At 70.6% G+C, this 15,445-nt stretch carries 14 protein-coding genes and 1 pseudogene; 7 read left to right on the top strand and 8 right to left on the bottom strand.

What is annotated here, in order from left to right; genetic code table 11:
• Positions 1-10: 10 nt before the first annotated feature.
• The gene (locus ACF09C_RS13755; protein WP_392091679.1) at positions 11-565 is read left to right on the top strand and encodes a DUF4396 domain-containing protein; all 555 of its coding nucleotides are present in this window, start codon (positions 11-13) and stop codon (positions 563-565) included.
• 27 nt (positions 566-592) lie between these two features.
• Here ACF09C_RS13755 and ACF09C_RS13750 read toward each other — a convergent pair whose 3' ends face one another.
• Positions 593-1,225: a sulfite oxidase-like oxidoreductase gene (locus ACF09C_RS13750; RefSeq protein ID WP_392091678.1), complete on the bottom strand. Its 633-nt coding sequence runs from the start codon at positions 1,223-1,225 to the stop codon at positions 593-595.
• A gap of 176 nt (positions 1,226-1,401) precedes the next feature.
• Here ACF09C_RS13750 and bfr point away from each other — a divergent pair, with 176 nt between their 5' ends.
• Positions 1,402-1,878, top strand: a complete 477-nt coding sequence (bfr, locus tag ACF09C_RS13745) for a bacterioferritin (RefSeq protein WP_384514273.1) — start codon at positions 1,402-1,404, stop codon at positions 1,876-1,878.
• A 12-nt stretch (positions 1,879-1,890) separates the two neighbouring features.
• Here the strand turns inward: bfr and ACF09C_RS13740 are convergent, their stop codons facing one another.
• Both ACF09C_RS13740 and ACF09C_RS13735 read right to left on the bottom strand, forming a co-directional pair.
• Positions 1,891-2,157, bottom strand: a complete 267-nt coding sequence (locus ACF09C_RS13740) for a bacterioferritin-associated ferredoxin (protein ID WP_392092001.1) — start codon at positions 2,155-2,157, stop codon at positions 1,891-1,893.
• A 137-nt stretch (positions 2,158-2,294) separates the two neighbouring features.
• A complete protein-coding gene (locus tag ACF09C_RS13735; RefSeq protein WP_392091677.1) occupies positions 2,295-3,647 on the bottom strand; it encodes a class II 3-deoxy-7-phosphoheptulonate synthase in 1,353 nt (450 codons plus the stop codon).
• Positions 3,648-3,803: 156 nt separating this feature from the next.
• On the opposite strand from ACF09C_RS13735, the gene ACF09C_RS13730 reads away from it, so the two are divergent.
• The 3 genes from ACF09C_RS13730 to ACF09C_RS13720 all read left to right on the top strand — a co-directional run bounded on the left by ACF09C_RS13730 (position 3,804) and on the right by ACF09C_RS13720 (position 8,716).
• Positions 3,804-6,599 (top strand): N-acetylmuramoyl-L-alanine amidase, encoded by a 2,796-nt coding sequence (locus tag ACF09C_RS13730; RefSeq protein ID WP_392091676.1) that lies wholly within the window; start codon positions 3,804-3,806, stop codon positions 6,597-6,599.
• 94 nt (positions 6,600-6,693) lie between these two features.
• Complete coding sequence (locus ACF09C_RS13725) at positions 6,694-6,750, top strand: trp operon leader peptide (protein ID WP_225634270.1); 57 nt, start codon at positions 6,694-6,696, stop codon at positions 6,748-6,750.
• Positions 6,751-6,847: 97 nt separating this feature from the next.
• Positions 6,848-8,716: an anthranilate synthase family protein gene (locus ACF09C_RS13720; protein WP_392091675.1), complete on the top strand. Its 1,869-nt coding sequence runs from the start codon at positions 6,848-6,850 to the stop codon at positions 8,714-8,716.
• A gap of 7 nt (positions 8,717-8,723) precedes the next feature.
• On the opposite strand, the gene ACF09C_RS13715 is transcribed toward ACF09C_RS13720, so the two are convergent.
• The 5 genes from ACF09C_RS13715 to ACF09C_RS13695 all read right to left on the bottom strand — a co-directional run bounded on the left by ACF09C_RS13715 (position 8,724) and on the right by ACF09C_RS13695 (position 13,656).
• Entirely contained in the window at positions 8,724-9,722 is a 999-nt protein-coding gene (locus tag ACF09C_RS13715) for a 2-hydroxyacid dehydrogenase (protein ID WP_392091674.1), read from the bottom strand.
• Positions 9,723-9,844: 122 nt separating this feature from the next.
• Complete coding sequence (locus tag ACF09C_RS13710) at positions 9,845-10,873, bottom strand: 6-phosphofructokinase (RefSeq protein ID WP_392091673.1); 1,029 nt, start codon at positions 10,871-10,873, stop codon at positions 9,845-9,847.
• A 123-nt stretch (positions 10,874-10,996) separates the two neighbouring features.
• The gene (locus ACF09C_RS13705; RefSeq protein WP_392091672.1) at positions 10,997-11,680 is read right to left on the bottom strand and encodes a response regulator; all 684 of its coding nucleotides are present in this window, start codon (positions 11,678-11,680) and stop codon (positions 10,997-10,999) included.
• Positions 11,677-12,888: a MacS family sensor histidine kinase gene (macS, locus tag ACF09C_RS13700; protein WP_392091671.1), complete on the bottom strand. Its 1,212-nt coding sequence runs from the start codon at positions 12,886-12,888 to the stop codon at positions 11,677-11,679. The genes ACF09C_RS13705 and macS overlap by 4 nt, the downstream gene beginning before the upstream one ends.
• Before the next feature lie 36 nt (positions 12,889-12,924).
• The gene (locus tag ACF09C_RS13695) at positions 12,925-13,656 is read right to left on the bottom strand and encodes a lysophospholipid acyltransferase family protein (protein ID WP_392092000.1); all 732 of its coding nucleotides are present in this window, start codon (positions 13,654-13,656) and stop codon (positions 12,925-12,927) included.
• Between the two features lie 238 nt (positions 13,657-13,894).
• Here ACF09C_RS13695 and ACF09C_RS13690 point away from each other — a divergent pair, with 238 nt between their 5' ends.
• Positions 13,895-14,677: an alpha/beta hydrolase gene (locus ACF09C_RS13690; protein ID WP_392091670.1), complete on the top strand. Its 783-nt coding sequence runs from the start codon at positions 13,895-13,897 to the stop codon at positions 14,675-14,677.
• Positions 14,670-15,332 (top strand): annotated as a pseudogene (locus tag ACF09C_RS13685) (hypothetical protein); the annotation flags it as partial. The gene ACF09C_RS13690 and the pseudogene ACF09C_RS13685, both read left to right, overlap by 8 nt.
• Between the last annotated feature and the right edge of the window lie 113 nt (positions 15,333-15,445).

Raw genomic sequence — 15,445 nt, 5'->3', positions numbered from 1 at the left:
GGGGGAACCCATGCAGCACGAAGCCCACGCCGACCACCACGCCCACCACGGCGGACAGCACGAAGGCCACGGACCCGGCAACGGACACGACCATGGTCACGGGCACGGCGACGGGCAGGCGCCGGCCAAGGCCAGCTGGTCGATGGCGGCGAAGGCCACCCTGCACTGCCTGACCGGCTGCGCCATCGGCGAGGTGCTCGGCATGATCATCGGCACCGCGCTCGGCTGGGGCAACGCCCCGACGATGGTCCTGGCCATCGTCCTGGCCTTCTTCTTCGGCTACTCGCTCACGCTCTGGGCGGTCGTCCGCGCGGGCCTGAGCCTGAAGGCGGCCATCGGCGTCGCACTCGCCGCCGACACACTCTCGATCACCGTCATGGAGCTGGTCGACAACGGGGTGCTGCTCCTGGTGCCGGGCGCGATGGACGCGCACCTCTCGGACGCGCTCTTCTGGGGCGCCCTGGCGTTCGCGTTCCTCGTCGCCTTCCTGGTCACCACGCCCGTCAACAAGTGGCTGATCGGCCGCGGCAAGGGCCACGCGGTGGTCCACCAGTACCACCACTGAGCGACACGACGCTCGACGTACCAGGAGTCAGAGCTCCGGGCCGTCCCCCGGCTCCTCCTGGTACGAGTACCGCTGTTCCTTCCAGGGGTCGCCGAGGTTGTGGTAGCCGCGCTCCTCCCAGAAGCCCCTGCGGTCGGCGGTCATGTACTCCACGCCCCGGACCCACTTGGGCCCCTTCCAGGCGTACAGGTGCGGCACCACGAGCCGCAGCGGGAAGCCGTGCTCGGCGGTGAGCAGCTCACCGTCCTTGTGGGTGGCGAAGATCGTCTGGTCCGAGGCGAAGTCGGAGAGCCGCAGGTTGGCGCTGAAGCCGTACTCGGCCCAGACCATCACATGCGTCACGGTGTCGGCCGGCGGGGCGAGGTCCAGGACGGTCCGGGCGGGCACGCCACCCCATTCGGCCCCCAGCATGCTGAATTTCGTCACGCAGTGCAGATCGGCCACGACCGTCGCGAACGGCAGCGCCGAGAACTCCTCGTGGTTCCAGCACCGCTTGTCGCCGTCCGCCGTCGCCCCGAAGACCCGGAACTCCCAGCGGTCGGGCTTGAACTTGGGGACGGGCCCGTAGTGGGTGACCGGCCAGCCGCGCTGCAGCCGCTGCCCCGGCGGAAGATCCGGCTGCGCTGCTTCCCGGTGTACCCCGCTCTCCGGCTGACCCATGTCATCCATGGTGACAGACCGCGAGGGGTGGTCATGACCAGCCAACCTCCCCAGCAGGGCCGGTTTGGGGCAAGTCCCACTAAGCCTGCACTTACTGGACGCCCCCCATCCGTGGTGCAAGGATGCGGCCATCCTGCCCAGTCACGACATAGACATGCGTGGAAGGAGCCTCTGCGATGCAGGGCGACCCCGAGGTCCTCGAGTTCCTCAACGAGCAGCTGACCGGCGAGCTGACGGCCATCAACCAGTACTGGCTGCACTACCGCATCCAGGACAACAAGGGCTGGACGAAGCTCGCCAAGTACACGCGCGAAGAGTCCATCGATGAGATGAAGCACGCGGACAAGATCACCGAGCGCATCCTGATGCTCGACGGTCTGCCCAACTACCAGCGGCTCTTCCACGTGCGCGTCGGCCAGACGATCACCGAGATGTTCCAGGCGGACCGGCAGGTGGAGGTCGAGGCGATCGACCGCCTCAAGCGCGGCATCGATGTCATGCGGGCCAAGGGGGACATCACCTCGGCCAACCTCTTCGAGGAGATCCTCGCCGACGAGGAGCACCACATCGACTATCTCGACACGCAGCTGGAGCTGATCGAGAGCCTCGGCGAGGCGCTGTACATCTCGACGCTGATCGAGCAGCCGAGCTAGCGGCAGCAGGCTCTAGGCGGCTTCGGAGAGGCCCTCGGGGAAGTCCTCGGCGAGGCCCTCGGAGGCCGAGGCCAGGGCGGGCAGCCCCTTGTCCACGAGTTCGCGGCGCGGGCAGTTGCCGCGGCCGAGGATGGCCTGAATCCGACGCACGCAGGAGCCGCAGTCCGTTCCCGCCTTGCAGGCGGAGGCGATCTGGCGGGGCGTGCAGGCGCCCGCGTCGGCGTGCTCCTTGACCTGCTTCTCCGTGACACCGAAGCATGAGCAGACGTACACGCGGATTCACCTCCCGCCGAGATCGATAAGGCTAACCTAACCTTACCCGGCACCTACGAGGTGTAAAGCTCTGGAAAGACTGTGGGGCGCGGATCACATGGATCCGCGCCCCACAGTCGTAGAAACCTACCTACTGATCACGCCTACTGGTCGCGGTACATCTCCGCCACCAGGAACGCCAGGTCCAGCGACTGGCTGCGGTTGAGCCGCGGGTCGCAGGCCGTCTCGTAGCGCTGGTGCAGGTCGTCGACGAAGATCTCGTCGCCGCCGCCCACGCACTCGGTGACGTCGTCACCGGTGAGCTCGACGTGGATGCCGCCCGGGTGGGTGCCCAGGCTCTTGTGGACCTCGAAGAAGCCCTTGACCTCGTCGAGCACGTCGTCGAAGCGGCGGGTCTTGTGACCGGAGGCCGCCTCGAAGGTGTTGCCGTGCATCGGGTCGGTCACCCAGGCGACGGTCGCGCCGGAGGCGGTGACCTTCTCGACCAGCTCCGGGAGCTTGTCCCGGACCTTGTCGGCGCCCATGCGGACGATGAAGGTCAGCCGGCCGGGCTCGCGGTCCGGGTCGAGCCGGTCGATGTACGTCAGCGCCTCGTCGACCGAGGTCGTCGGGCCCAGCTTGATCCCGATCGGGTTCGCGATCTGCGAGGCGAACTCGATGTGGGCGTGGTCGAGCTGGCGGGTGCGCTCACCGATCCAGACCATATGGCCGGAGGTGTCGTACAGCTTGCCGGTGCGCGAGTCGGTACGGGTGAGGGCGCCCTCGTAGTCGAGCAGCAGCGCCTCGTGGGAGGCGTAGAACTCGACGGCCTTGAACTCGGCCGGGTCGGTGCCACAGGCCTTCATGAAGTTCAGGGCGTTGTCGATCTCACGGGCGAGCGCCTCGTAGCGCTGACCCGACGGGGACGACTTGACGAAGTCCTGGTTCCAGGCGTGCACCTGGCGCAGGTCGGCGTAGCCACCGGTGGTGAAGGCGCGCACCAGGTTGAGCGTGGAGGCGGACGCGTTGTACATCCGCTTCAGGCGCTCGGGGTCCGGGATGCGGGCCTTCTCGTTGAAGTCGAAGCCGTTGACCGAGTCGCCCCGGTACGTCGGCAGGGTCACCCCGTCGCGGGTCTCGGTGCCCTTGGAGCGGGGCTTGGAGTACTGCCCGGCGATGCGGCCGACCTTCACGACGGGCACGGAGGCCGCGTACGTGAGGACGGCGCTCATCTGCAGCAGCGTCTTGAGCTTGGCACGGATGTGGTCGGCGGAGACGGCATCGAAGGCCTCGGCGCAGTCGCCGCCCTGGAGCAGGAACGCCTCGCCCCGGGCGACGGCTCCCATGCGGGCGCGCAGCTGATCGCACTCGCCCGCGAAGACGAGCGGCGGATACGACTCGAGGTCCGCGATCACATCGCGCAGAGCCTCGGCATCGGGGTACTCGGGCTGCTGCGCCGCGGGAAGGTCTCGCCAGGTGTTGCCACCGGTTGCGGTGGTCTTAGCGTTCACGGTCACACCCCCACATTACGGTGTCCGGCGCTCTGTCCATCGCGCCGCCCAATGAGTGAGACACGCGTCCGCTATGTCCGATGATGATCGTCACCCCTTCGGGTGGTGTTACTCTCACGCGCGTTTAAACATCTGAGGCCTAAATACTTCACAGGGGTGGGCGTGAGCCAGGGGCACCGCAGGGACCGCAAGAAAAAACGGCTGCTTTACGGTGCGGCCGCCGCTGTCGTCGCCACCGCGACGATCGGAACGATCGCCGTCGCATCTCCGGACATCCTGGGCTCCGCGGACGGCAAGGCGGGCGCGGACGCGTCGCTGCAGTCGCAGTTCGCGGCGGCCGCGGAGGAGTTCGACGTTCCGAAGAGCGTGCTGATGGCGGTGTCGTACCGGCAGACGCGGTGGGAGTCGCACGACGGCGAGCCCAGCACGACCGGCGCGTACAACGTCATGGGTCTGACGAAGGTCGATCCCGAGGACATCGAGCACGGCGAGCACGAAGAAGACGCCATCGCGCACTTCAACGGCAGCGGCAAGCCCGAGATCGAGAAGCAGTTCGACGCCGCCGCGGTCCGTCAGATCCTGGAAAAGGTCAAGGTCGACACCGAGGACCCCCGGCTGCACACGCTGGACAAGGCCGCCGAGCTGATCGACAGTTCCACCGAGGCCGTCCAGGAGGACACCTCCCAGTCCATCCGAGCGGGCGCGGCCCTGCTCGCGGAGTACCAGAAGCAGGCCGGCGCGGAGCTGTCCGACGACCCCGGCGCCTGGTACCCGGCGGTCGCGCGCTACAGCCAGTCCCCGGACAAGAAGGGCGCCGACCTCTTCGCGAAGCGCGTCTTCGAGTCGATCAAGACGGGTGAGCGGGAACTCACCCTGGACGGCGAGCAGGTCGCCCTCCCGGCAGACCCGTCGGTCGAGCCCGTCAAGCCGTCGAACGTGCCGCTGGCGGCGAGCTACGCCGGTACGAGGGCCGTGCCGACGCCCGAGTGCCCGCCGTCCGGTCTGACCTGCGACTACCGGCCCGCCGAGGTGCCGAGCACCGGGCAGAAGAACTACACGCTCGCCAATCGCGCCAATGGCACCCAGCTGGACGTCCGCCGGATCGTCATCCACGACACCGAGGGCAGCTACGAGGGCACCATCGCCGCCTTCCAGAGCGCGAAGGCCGCGGGCAGCGCCCACTACCTGATCCGCGCGAGCGACGGTCTGGTCACCCAGATGGTCGAGAACAAGAACATCGCGTGGCACGCGGGCAACTGGACCGACAACATGCACGACATCGGCGTCGAGCACGAGGGCTACGCCATCAAGGCGGGCAAGTGGTACACCGAGCCCCAGTACGAGTCCTCCGCCGCGCTGGTGAAGTACCTGGCGGGTCGCTACCAGATCCCGCTCGACCGTGAGCACGTCATCGGCCATGACGAGATCGCGGGGCACGTCAACGCCAAGGTCGCGGGCATGCACTGGGACGCCGGCCCGTTCTGGGACTGGAACCACTACATGTCCCTGGTGGGCGCCCCGACCGGGGCCGGCGGTGCGGGCGGTCTGCTCCAGGCCGGCCAGCTGGTCCGCGTCGTCCCGCCGTACACCTCGGCGAACCAGCCGAAGATCACCTACGGCGGCAGCACGGTCCCGGCCCAGCCGGCCAACTTCGGCTACCTGTACAGCACCCCGTCGACCGCGACGCCCATCAAGGACGCCTACATCCCCAACGTTCTGTGGAGCGACGGCCCGAACTGGGGCAACAAGGTCCGCGCCGGCGGTGCCTACGTCGTGACGGCCGTCCAGAACGACTGGACGCAGATCTGGTACGGCGGCCAGAAGGCCTGGTTCCACAACCCGGGCGGCCAGTACACGTCGGTCGTCACGGACAGCTCGCAGCGGGTCCTGAAGGCCGCGCCCGGCAAGACGCCGCTCATCTACGGCCGCGCGTACCCCGAGGCCTCGGCGTACCCCGGCACCGGCGGAGTCACCGCGCCCACGGACAACCCGAACTACCTGTCCAAGTACGCCTTCGGCAGCGGCGGCGCGTACGTGAAGGCGGGCCCCGCGGTCAAGGGTGACGACTACTTCGGCAGTGCCCAGACCAACGTCGTGGGCACCGACACGTACATCCCGATCCGCTACAACCACCGCATGGCGTGGGTGAAGGCGTCGGACGTCGTCGAGGTCGCCCCGGCCGCCCCCGTCAAGGCCACCACCCGCTACAACCTGCTCGCCCGTGACGCCTCCGGCGTCCTCTGGCAGTACCAGGGCACCGGCAGCGCCACCGCGCCGTTCCTCACCCGGTACCGCGTCGGCGCGGGGTGGAACATGTTCAACGCCATCACCCCGATGACCGCGCTGCGCGCGGACGGTACGGGGGACATGGTCGCCCGGGACACGACCGGGGTCCTCTGGTACTACCAGGGCACCGGCAACCCGTCCGCGCCGTTCAAGGCCCGGCTGAAGACCGGCGCCGGCTGGGGTGTGTACGACAGGATCGTCGGTACCCGCGACCTGAACGGCGACGCGATCCCGGATCTGATCGCCCGTGAGAAGTCCGGTGTGCTCTGGTTCTACAAGGGCACCGGCAACCCGGCCGTGCCGTTCGCCCCGCGCACCAAGGTCGGTGCCGGCTGGCAGGCGTACAACGAGCTGGTCTCCACCGGTGACCTGAACGCCGATGGCAAGGCGGACCTGATAGCCCGCGACGCCTCGGGCGTCCTCTGGTTCTACAAGGGCACCGGCAGCGCCACCGCCCCCTTCGCCCCGCGCGTGAAGGTCGGCGCCGGCTGGCAGGCCTACAACTCGCTCGTCGGGCCGAGCGACCTCAACGCCGACGGCAAGGTCGACCTCGTCGCCCGCGACACCACCGGGGCCCTCTGGTACTACAAGGGCACCGGCAGCGCGACCGCCCCGTACGCCCCCCGCGTCAAGGTCGGCGGCGGCTGGCAGATCTACAACCTGATCTTCTGATCCACCGGTTGGCGTCACCTCTGGGGCCCGGCTCGCACCGTCCACGGTGTGAACCGGGCCCCTTCGCGCCGCCGGGCTGGGTTACAGTGCTGGCATGTTCGCGCACTCGACCCAGAACTGGTGGTGGACCGCTCCTCCGGCGGCCCACTGACTGCGCGTACCCCCACACCACACGCGAAGGCCGCCCGAGAGGGCGGCCTTCGCGCGTTTCCAGGCCGTTCCTCTCCCGCATCACCGGAAGGAACCCCATGGACCTCTCCCGTCTCCTCGACGACTCCTGTCCTCCCTTCGCCCTGCTCCGCAGGCGCACCCCCGGCCGTGACCACGACACCGTCGAAGTGCTGATCGGCGCGGTGCACAAGGCCGAGCGCCTGGCCGAGCTGCCCGTCGGCGCGCTGCCGACCCTCGCCCTCGTGCCGTTCCGGCAGATCCGAGAGCGCGGGTTCGACGTCCGCGACGACGGCACCCCGCTCGCCGTACTCGTCGCCGAGGAGACCCACGAGCTGTCGCTCGCCGACGCGCTCGCCCAGCTGCCGACGCACGCCGTACGGGTCGAGGGCGGCGGGTTCGACGTGTCGGACGAGGCGTACGCCGGGACCGTGCGGCGGGTGATCGAGGAGGAGATCGGCGCGGGCGAGGGCGCCAACTTCGTCATCCGGCGGACGTACACCGGGGAGATCCCCGGCTTCGGGCGGGCCGACGCGCTCGCGCTGTTCCGGCGGCTGCTCGCGGGCGAGCGGGGCGCGTACTGGACCTTCGTCGTCCACACCGGCGAGCGGACCCTGGTCGGCGCGAGCCCGGAGGTGCATGTGCGGATGGCCGGCGGGACGGTCGTCATGAACCCGATCAGCGGCACGTACCGCTACCCGGCCGGGGCCGCGCCGACCCCCGAGGACCTGCTGGCCTTCCTGGCGGACCGCAAGGAGACCGAGGAGCTCTCCATGGTGGTCGACGAGGAGCTGAAGATGATGTGCACGGTCGGCGACATGGGCGGGGTGGTGATCGGGCCCCGGCTCAAGGAGATGGCGCACCTGGCGCACACCGAGTACGAGCTGCGCGGCCGTTCCTCCCTCGACGTACGGGAGGTGCTGCGGGAGACGATGTTCGCGGCGACGGTCACCGGTTCTCCGGTGCAGAACGCCTGCCGGGTCATCGAGCGGCACGAGGCCGGCGGCCGGGGCTACTACGCGGGCGCCCTGGCCCTGCTCGGCACCGACGAGAACGGCCGCCAGACCCTGGACTCGCCGATCCTCATCCGGACCGCCGACATCTCCCGCGACGGGGGGCTGCGCGTGCCGGTGGGCGCGACCCTGGTGCGCCACTCCGACCCCGCCGGCGAGGTCGCCGAGACGCACGCGAAGGCGGCCGGGGTGCTGGCGGCGCTGGGCGTGCGGGAGGGGCGGCCGCGGGACGAGGCCCCGGTGGCGGCGCGGCTCGCGGACGATCCCCGGGTGCGGGCGGCCCTTGACGCGCGGCGGGCCGACCTGGCGCCCTTCTGGCTGCGGATGCAGGTCAGGTCCGCCGAGCTGACCGGCCACGCGCTGGTGATCGACGCCGAGGACACCTTCACCGCGATGCTCGCTCACCTGCTGCGCTCCTCGGGCCTGGAGGTTTCCGTCGTCCGCTACGACGAGCCGGGGCTACGGGATCTTGCGCTCGCGCACGACGGCCCGGTGGTGCTCGGTCCGGGTCCTGGCGACCCGGGCGACGCGGCCGACCCGAAGATGCGCTTCCTGCGCGCGCTGACCGCCGATCTCGTACGGGACCACCGGCAAGGTCTGCTCGGGGTCTGCCTCGGTCATGAGCTGATCGCTGCCGAACTGGGCCTGGAGATCGTCCGCAAGCGCACCCCGTTCCAGGGGGCGCAGGTCCGGATCGACCTCTTCGGGCAGGAGCGGACGGTCGGCTTCTACAACAGCTTCACGGCCCGCTGCGACGAGCGGACCGCCACCGAGCTGGCCCTGCACCGGATCGAGGTGAGCCGGGACGAGGAGACGGACGAGGTCCACGCGCTGCGCGGGCCGGGCTTCGCGGGCGTGCAGTTCCACCCGGAGTCGGTCCTGACGATGGAGGGCGCGGCGCTGACCGCCTCCCTCCTCGCCGGGGTGCTCGTCTAGCCGGTGTCTAGGAGGCGGCCGGGACCAGGACGTTCTCGCTGCGGCGGCCCGCCGCGTAGTCGAGGACGTTCTGGACGGTCGTGTCCACGATCTGGGCGACGGCGTCCACGGTGTAGTACGCCTGGTGCGAGGTGACGACCACGTTCGGGAAGGTCACCAGGCGGGCCAGGGTGTCGTCCTCGACGACCTCCAGGGACTTGTCGAGGAAGAAGAGCCCCGCCTCCGCCTCGTAGACGTCGAGGCCGACGCCGGCGAAGCGGCCCGCGCGCAGTTCGCCGACCAGGGCCTCGGTGTCGATGAGGCCGCCCCGGCTGGAGTTCACCAGGATCGCGTCGTCCTTCATCGTCCGCAGGGCGGCCGCGTCGATGATGCGCGAGGTCGCCGGGAGCAGCGGCACATGCAGGCTGACCAGGTCGGACTCGGCGAGGAGCTGCTCCTTCTCGACGTATTTCATGCCGAGTTCGACGCAGGCGGGGTTCTCGACGACGTCCCAGCCGAGGAGGTTCATGCCGAAGCCGTGGGCGATGCGGGTGAAGGCCTCGCCGATCTTTCCGGTACCGAGGACGCCGACCGTACGGCCGCGCAGGTCGCGGCCCATCAGCCCGTCGAGCCGGAAGTCGAAGTCGCGGGTCCGGTTGGAGGCGCGGACGATCCGCCGGTTGACGGCCATCGCGAGCGTCCAGGCGAACTCGGCGACGGAGTACGGCGAGTAGTACGAGACCCGGGCGACGGTGAGGCCGAGCCCCGCGGCCACGTCGAGGTCGATGTTGTTGAAGCCGGTGGAACGCTGGGCGATCAGCTTCGTCCCGCCGGCGGCGAGGGTCCGCAGGACCCGGGCTCCGAGGTCGGCGTTGACGCTGGTGGAGACGGCCTCGTAGCCGCTCGCGATGGCGGCGGTGTCCTCGCTGAGGAAGAAGTCCAGACACCGGACGTCGTGGTGTCCCGCGAAGGCCTTCTCGATCAGCGGCTTCTCGTCGGCCTGCACACCGAATGCCAGGATGTCCACGGATCCCCTCCCGGGGGCTTTGCCGGAATTGTCTGGTACCGGCGAATATACGGTCCCCGGGAGCGGTCCGCGTGGCCGTACGGCGGTCGACGGCCGTACGGTCCGGCGTCCGGCGTGCGCCGTCAGCCGAAGAAGACGCCCACCTCCGCGTAGAGCGCAGGATCGACCGTCTTGAGCCTGGCCGTGGCCTCCGCGATCGGGACGCGCACGATGTCGGTGCCGCGCAGCGCGACCATCCGCCCCCAGTCGCCGTCCCGCACGGCGTCGATGGCGTGCAGCCCGAAGCGGGTGGCGAGCCAGCGGTCGAAGGCGCTGGGCGTCCCGCCGCGCTGCACATGGCCGAGGACCGTGGTCCTTGCCTCCTTGCCGGTCCTGCGCTCGATCTCCTTGGCGAGCCACTCGCCCACGCCCGAGAGGCGCACGTGTCCGTACGAGTCGAGGGTGCCGTCCTTGAGGACCATGTCCCCGTCCTTGGGCATCGCGCCCTCCGCGACCACCACTATCGGGGCGTACGTGGCCTTGAAGCGGGAGTGCACCCAGCCGCAGACCTGGTCGAGGTCGAAGCGCTGCTCGGGGATGAGGATGACGTTGGCGCCGCCCGCGAGACCGGAGTGCAGGGCGATCCAGCCCGCGTGGCGGCCCATCACCTCCACCACCAGGACCCGCATGTGGGACTCGGCGGTGGTGTGCAGCCGGTCGATGGCCTCGGTCGCGATACCGACGGCCGTGTCGAAGCCGAAGGTGTAGTCGGTGGCGGAGAGGTCGTTGTCGATGGTCTTGGGGACGCCCACGCAGCGGACGCCGTGCTCGTCGACCAGCCGGGCGGCGACACCGAGGGTGTCCTCGCCGCCGATCGCGACCAGCGCGTCGATCTCGTACTTCGCCAGGTTCTCCTTGATCCGCCGGACGCCGTTGTCGGCGGTGAACGGATTGGTGCGGGAGGAGCCGAGGATCGTGCCGCCGCGCGGGAGGATGCCGCGGACGGCGGGGATGTCGAGGGGGACGGCGACGCCCTCCAGGGGCCCGCGCCAGCCGTCGCGGAACCCGGTGAACTCGTAGCCGTACTCCTGGACGCCCTTGCGGACGATGGCGCGGATGACTGCGTTGAGACCGGGGCAGTCGCCACCTCCGGTCAGTACGCCGACGCGCATGGAGCCTCTCCTTCGCCGTGGCGGACGGGGTTACGACCCACGCTAGTAGTGACGTGGGTCACTCCGACACGGCATGGAGAGTGATTTGTCGGGCACCACCCGGATGGTCTCAGGCGTCCGGTCTCAGGCGTCGTCGAGACCGCGCTCGATGGCGTACCGGACGAGCTCCACCCGGTTGTGCAGCTGGAGCTTGCCGAGGGTGTTCTGCACGTGGTTCTGGACGGTCCGGTGCGAGATGACCAGGCGCTCGGCGATCTGCTTGTAGCTCAGCCCCTTCGCCACGAGCCGCAGCACCTCGGTCTCGCGCTCGGTCAGCTGGGGCGCCTTGGGCTCGTCGGCGCCTGCGGCCGGGAGCGGCTCGGTGGCGAGCCTGCGGTACTCGCCGAGGACCAGGCCCGCGAGGCCGGGCGTGAACACGGGGTCCCCGACGGCCGTGCGACGCACCGCGTCGATCAGCTCGGCCGTACTGGCCGACTTCAGCAGATAGCCGGTGGCACCGGACTTGACCGCCTCCAGGACGTCCGCGTGCTCGCCGCTCGCGGAGAGCACCAGGACCCGCAGCGCGGGGTTGGCGCCGACCAGCTCCTTGCAGACCTGGACGCCCGGCTTGGCGGGCAGGTTGAGGTCGAGGACCAGGACGTCCGGGCCCGCCGCGCCCGCGCGGCGCACGGCCTGCTCGCCGTCGCCCGCCGTGGCCACCACGTCGAAACCCGCCTCCGCGAGGTCGCGCGCGACCGCGTCCCGCCACATCGGATGGTCGTCCACGACCATCACCTTGATCCGGTTCTCGATCCGCTCGTCGCTCATCGCGCTCCCGCCTTCCCCCGTGTGTCCCTCGGGACCTTCAGTTCCACTTCCGTGCCCTGGCCCGGTACCGAGATCAGCTCGGCCGTGCCGCCCAGGTCGCGCAGTCTGCCGCGGATGGAGAGGGCGACCCCCATCCGCCCCTCGCCCTCGGCCTGCGCGAGCCGTCCCTCCGGGATGCCCGGGCCGTCGTCCCGCACCGTCACGATCACCTCGTCCGGCCAGTCCTCGACCAGGATCCACGCCTGGGCCCCCTCGCCCGCGTGCACCCGGACGTTGTCCAGGGCCGCGCCGACGGCGGAGGCCAGCTCGCGGGCGGCGGCCGGCGGCAGCAGGACCGGGGCGCCCGGGTCGGCGAGCGTGGTCCGCGCCCCGGCGCGCGGCGCGAGCAGGGCCCGCAGGTCGACCGGGTCGTCGTCGTCCGGCTCCTCGACGATCCGGACCACCGCCCCCTCCGACTCGTCCTCGGAGACGTGCGACGGCCGGACGAGGCCGCCGGCGACCAGGGTGCGCAGCGCGACCTCCTGCTCCCCGGCCATCCGGCCCAGCTCGGCGGCCTCGCCGCCCAGCGCGGTGCCGCGCCGCTGCACCATCGCGAGGACCTGCAGGACGCTGTCGTGGATGTCCCGGGCGAGACGCTCCCGCTCCCGGGTCGCGGCCTCGATCTCCAGGGCCCGGGCGAGGGTGCGCTCGGACGCGCGGGCGACCTCGACGACGTAACCGATGGCGATCGACGCGACCCAGACGAGCAGGACGTTGTGGAGGGTGTCCCGCGTGGGGTGGCCGCGCTCGACGATGTTGGCGACGGCGACCAGCGAGGAGGCGAACCCGGCCCAGCGCCAGCCGCCCTTGATCGCGTACGCGAGGACGGCTCCGGCGGTCCATATCGTCGGCAGCGTGGGCCCGTCGACCGACTGGGCGTGCTGGTCCGCGAGCGGGGTGAGCAGGATGCCGGTCAGGGCGACGGCGAGATCGGCGATCAGGAAGCGTTTGGTGCAGCTGGCCGCGTTCGCCACCTTGGGCAGGGTGGCCAGCGTCCACACGCACATGACGGCGAGGAAGGCGACGGCCACCCAGGGCCGCTCGTAACGATCCCTGGCGAAGACGAAGATCAGAACGGCGTAGATCATCGTTCCGATGCGGTACGCCATGAGCGCGCGCCACAACGGCTGCTCGACCGACATCCGCACGACACGCTCGCGCTTGGCCATCTCCCCCACCCCCCCGTGCACCTCCCCCGGCAGGGGTCAGGCGCCGGACTCTTCCCGTGCCGCGATCTCGGCCTTCACGGCCTCCTTGGCGGCCTTCTCGGCATCCGCGATCTGGCGCTTGGCGGCCGTCGCGTAGATGTCGACGTACTCCTGGCCGGACAGCTTCATGATCTCGTACATGACCTCGTCGGTCACCGAGCGCAGGATGAAGCGGTCCCCCTCCATGCCCTGGTAGCGGGTGAAGTCGAGCGGCGCGCCGATCCTGATGCCCGGGCGCATCAGCTTGGGGACGACCTTGCCGGGCGGCTGGATCTTCTCGGTGTCGATCATGGCGACCGGGATCACGGGAGCGCCGGTGGCCAGGGCCACGCGCGCGAGGCCACCGGGCTTGCCCCGGTAGAGCCGGCCGTCGGGCGAGCGGGTGCCCTCGGGGTAGATACCGAAGAGCCCGCCCTTCTCGATGACCTCGATACCGGCCTTGATCGCCGCCTCGCCCGCGCCCCGGGCGCCGGAGCGGTCCACGGGGAGCTGGCCGACGCCCTTGAAGAAGGCGGCGGTGAGCTTGCCCTTCACACCGGGCGAGGTGAAGTACTCCGCCTTGGCGATGAAGGTGACCTTGCGGTCGAGCACGGCGGGCAGGAAGAAGGAGTCCGAGAAGGACAGGTGGTTGCTGGCGAGGATCGCCGGCCCCTCGGCGGGAATGTTCTCGAGGCCCTCCACCCACGGCCTGAAGGCGAGCTTCAGGGAGCCGCCGAGGGAGAACTTCATTGCGCCGTAGATCAACTCGAGTACCTTCCGTGTGCCGTCGGACAGACCTTATCCCGCCTTTTCCCGCGCGCCCGCGCCGGTGCGGCCGAGGACGGGGCACCTTCCTGGGTTCGGACCTGGGTTCGGACCTGGTCGGGTGTCGGTCCGGTCGCGTACCGTGAAGGCCTTCCCCTTTTTGCCCTCGCTTCGTCGAAGCCCCGCCCTCCGCGAAGCCGAACCCCCCGAACAGGAGACCCCGGTGCCGGTCGTTCCTGGAGCCGAGCCGTACCGCCACGAGGGTGGCAAGGTAGGCGTCCTTCTCTGCCACGGTTTCACCGGTTCCCCGCAGTCGATGCGCCCCTGGGCCGAGTACCTGGCCGAGCGCGGTCTCACGGTGTCGGTGCCCCTGCTGCCCGGGCACGGCACGCGCTGGGAGGACATGCAGCTCACCACCTGGCACGACTGGTACGCGGAGGTGGACCGGGAGCTGCGCGACCTGCTGGCCCGCTGCGAGCAGGTCTTCGTCTTCGGCCTCTCCATGGGCGGGGCGCTGGCGCTGCGGCTCGCGGCCAAGCACGGGGACGCGGTGCGCGGTCTGGTCCTGGTGAACCCGGGCAACAAGGTGCACGGCCTGGCCGCGCACGCGCTGCCGGTCGCCCGCCACTTCGTCCGCTCCGCGCCCGGCATCGCGAGCGACATCGCCAAGGAGGGCGTGACGGAGGTCGGCTACGACCGGGTGCCGCTGCACGCCGCGCACTCCCTGCGCCAGTTCTTCCGGACCGTCGACGCGGAGCTTCCGCAGGTCACGCAGCCGGTGGTGGTGCTGCACAGCCCGCAGGACCACGTGGTGCCGCCGGCCGACTCGGCGCGGGTGCTCAGCCGGATCTCCTCCACGGACGTCAAGGAGATCCTGCTGGAACAGAGCTACCACGTGGCGACGTTGGACCATGACGCGGAGCGGATCTTCGAGGAGAGCTGGGCCTTCCTGGGCCGGCTCGCTCCGGACGTCGTCGGGGAGAAGGGGAGCACGAGCGGTGGCTGAGCAGCAGGACGGGGAGCGCGACCCGCAGCCCATCGACGAGGAGGCGGCCTGGGCCGCGATCGTCGCCGGGTACGGCGAGGAGCCCGCGGACCCTCCGGGCGCGAAGCCGTTCCGGTCGGTGGAGGACCTGGCGCTCCCGGAGCCGGTGGACGGCGAGGACGAGGACGACGAGGACGACGACGGCGCGGAGGACTCCGACGAGGAGTCGGACGACGACGAGGACGACGACCGGGACGGGCCCGCGAAGCCCGCGCTCGGCAGCTCGGTCGTCTTCGCGCCCGGCGTCGGTGTGGGCGTGGGCGGCGGCGGCCCCCGGGACTACGAGCTGGCGGACCCGGACGCCGAGACCGACGGGACGGACGCGGCCGACGGGAAGAAGACCGGCAGGGCGAAGAAGGACGACGACGACGGCGAGGGCCACTTCGTCCCGCCGGAGCCCCCGCCCCTGCCGGAGGCGGACGCGACGACGAAGTTCGCCTGGCTGGGCGTGGTGGGCGGCCCTGTGCTGCTGCTCCTCGCCGTCCTGCTCCAGTGGGACATGACCTGGTGGCTCACGACGGTGTGCGTGGGCGGCTTCCTCGGCGGCTTCGCGACGCTGATCGCCCGCATGAAGCACGACGACGATGACGACGGCTACGACGACCCGGGGCGGGGGGGGGGGGGGGGTGGCCCCCCCCCCCCCCCCGGGCCGGTCGGGCGGTTAGGCGCCGGGGGCCGGGGGCCCGACGGCGGCCCCGGCCCGCCGGGGGGGGGGGGCCGCGCGCCCGT

Source organism: Streptomyces sp. NPDC014870, assembly GCF_043081505.1.
GTDB lineage: Bacteria > Actinomycetota > Actinomycetes > Streptomycetales > Streptomycetaceae > Streptomyces.
This window is presented reverse-complemented; position numbering and strand designations above follow the sequence as displayed.

Bases quoted from the DNA above. Each gene is read 5' to 3' on its own strand.
- ACF09C_RS13755 (WP_392091679.1), top strand. From the start codon at position 11: ATGCAGCACGAAGCCCACGCCGACCACCACGCCCACCACGGCGGACAG.
- ACF09C_RS13750 (WP_392091678.1), bottom strand. From the start codon at position 1,225: ATGGGTCAGCCGGAGAGCGGGGTACACCGGGAAGCAGCGCAGCCGGAT.
- ACF09C_RS13705 (WP_392091672.1), bottom strand. From the start codon at position 11,680: ATGAGCGACGAGCGGATCGAGAACCGGATCAAGGTGATGGTCGTGGAC.
- ACF09C_RS13695 (WP_392092000.1), bottom strand. From the start codon at position 13,656: ATGAAGTTCTCCCTCGGCGGCTCCCTGAAGCTCGCCTTCAGGCCGTGG.
- macS (WP_392091671.1), bottom strand. From the start codon at position 12,888: ATGGCCAAGCGCGAGCGTGTCGTGCGGATGTCGGTCGAGCAGCCGTTG.
- ACF09C_RS13710 (WP_392091673.1), bottom strand. From the start codon at position 10,873: ATGCGCGTCGGCGTACTGACCGGAGGTGGCGACTGCCCCGGTCTCAAC.
- ACF09C_RS13720 (WP_392091675.1), top strand. From the start codon at position 6,848: ATGGACCTCTCCCGTCTCCTCGACGACTCCTGTCCTCCCTTCGCCCTG.
- bfr (WP_384514273.1), top strand. From the start codon at position 1,402: ATGCAGGGCGACCCCGAGGTCCTCGAGTTCCTCAACGAGCAGCTGACC.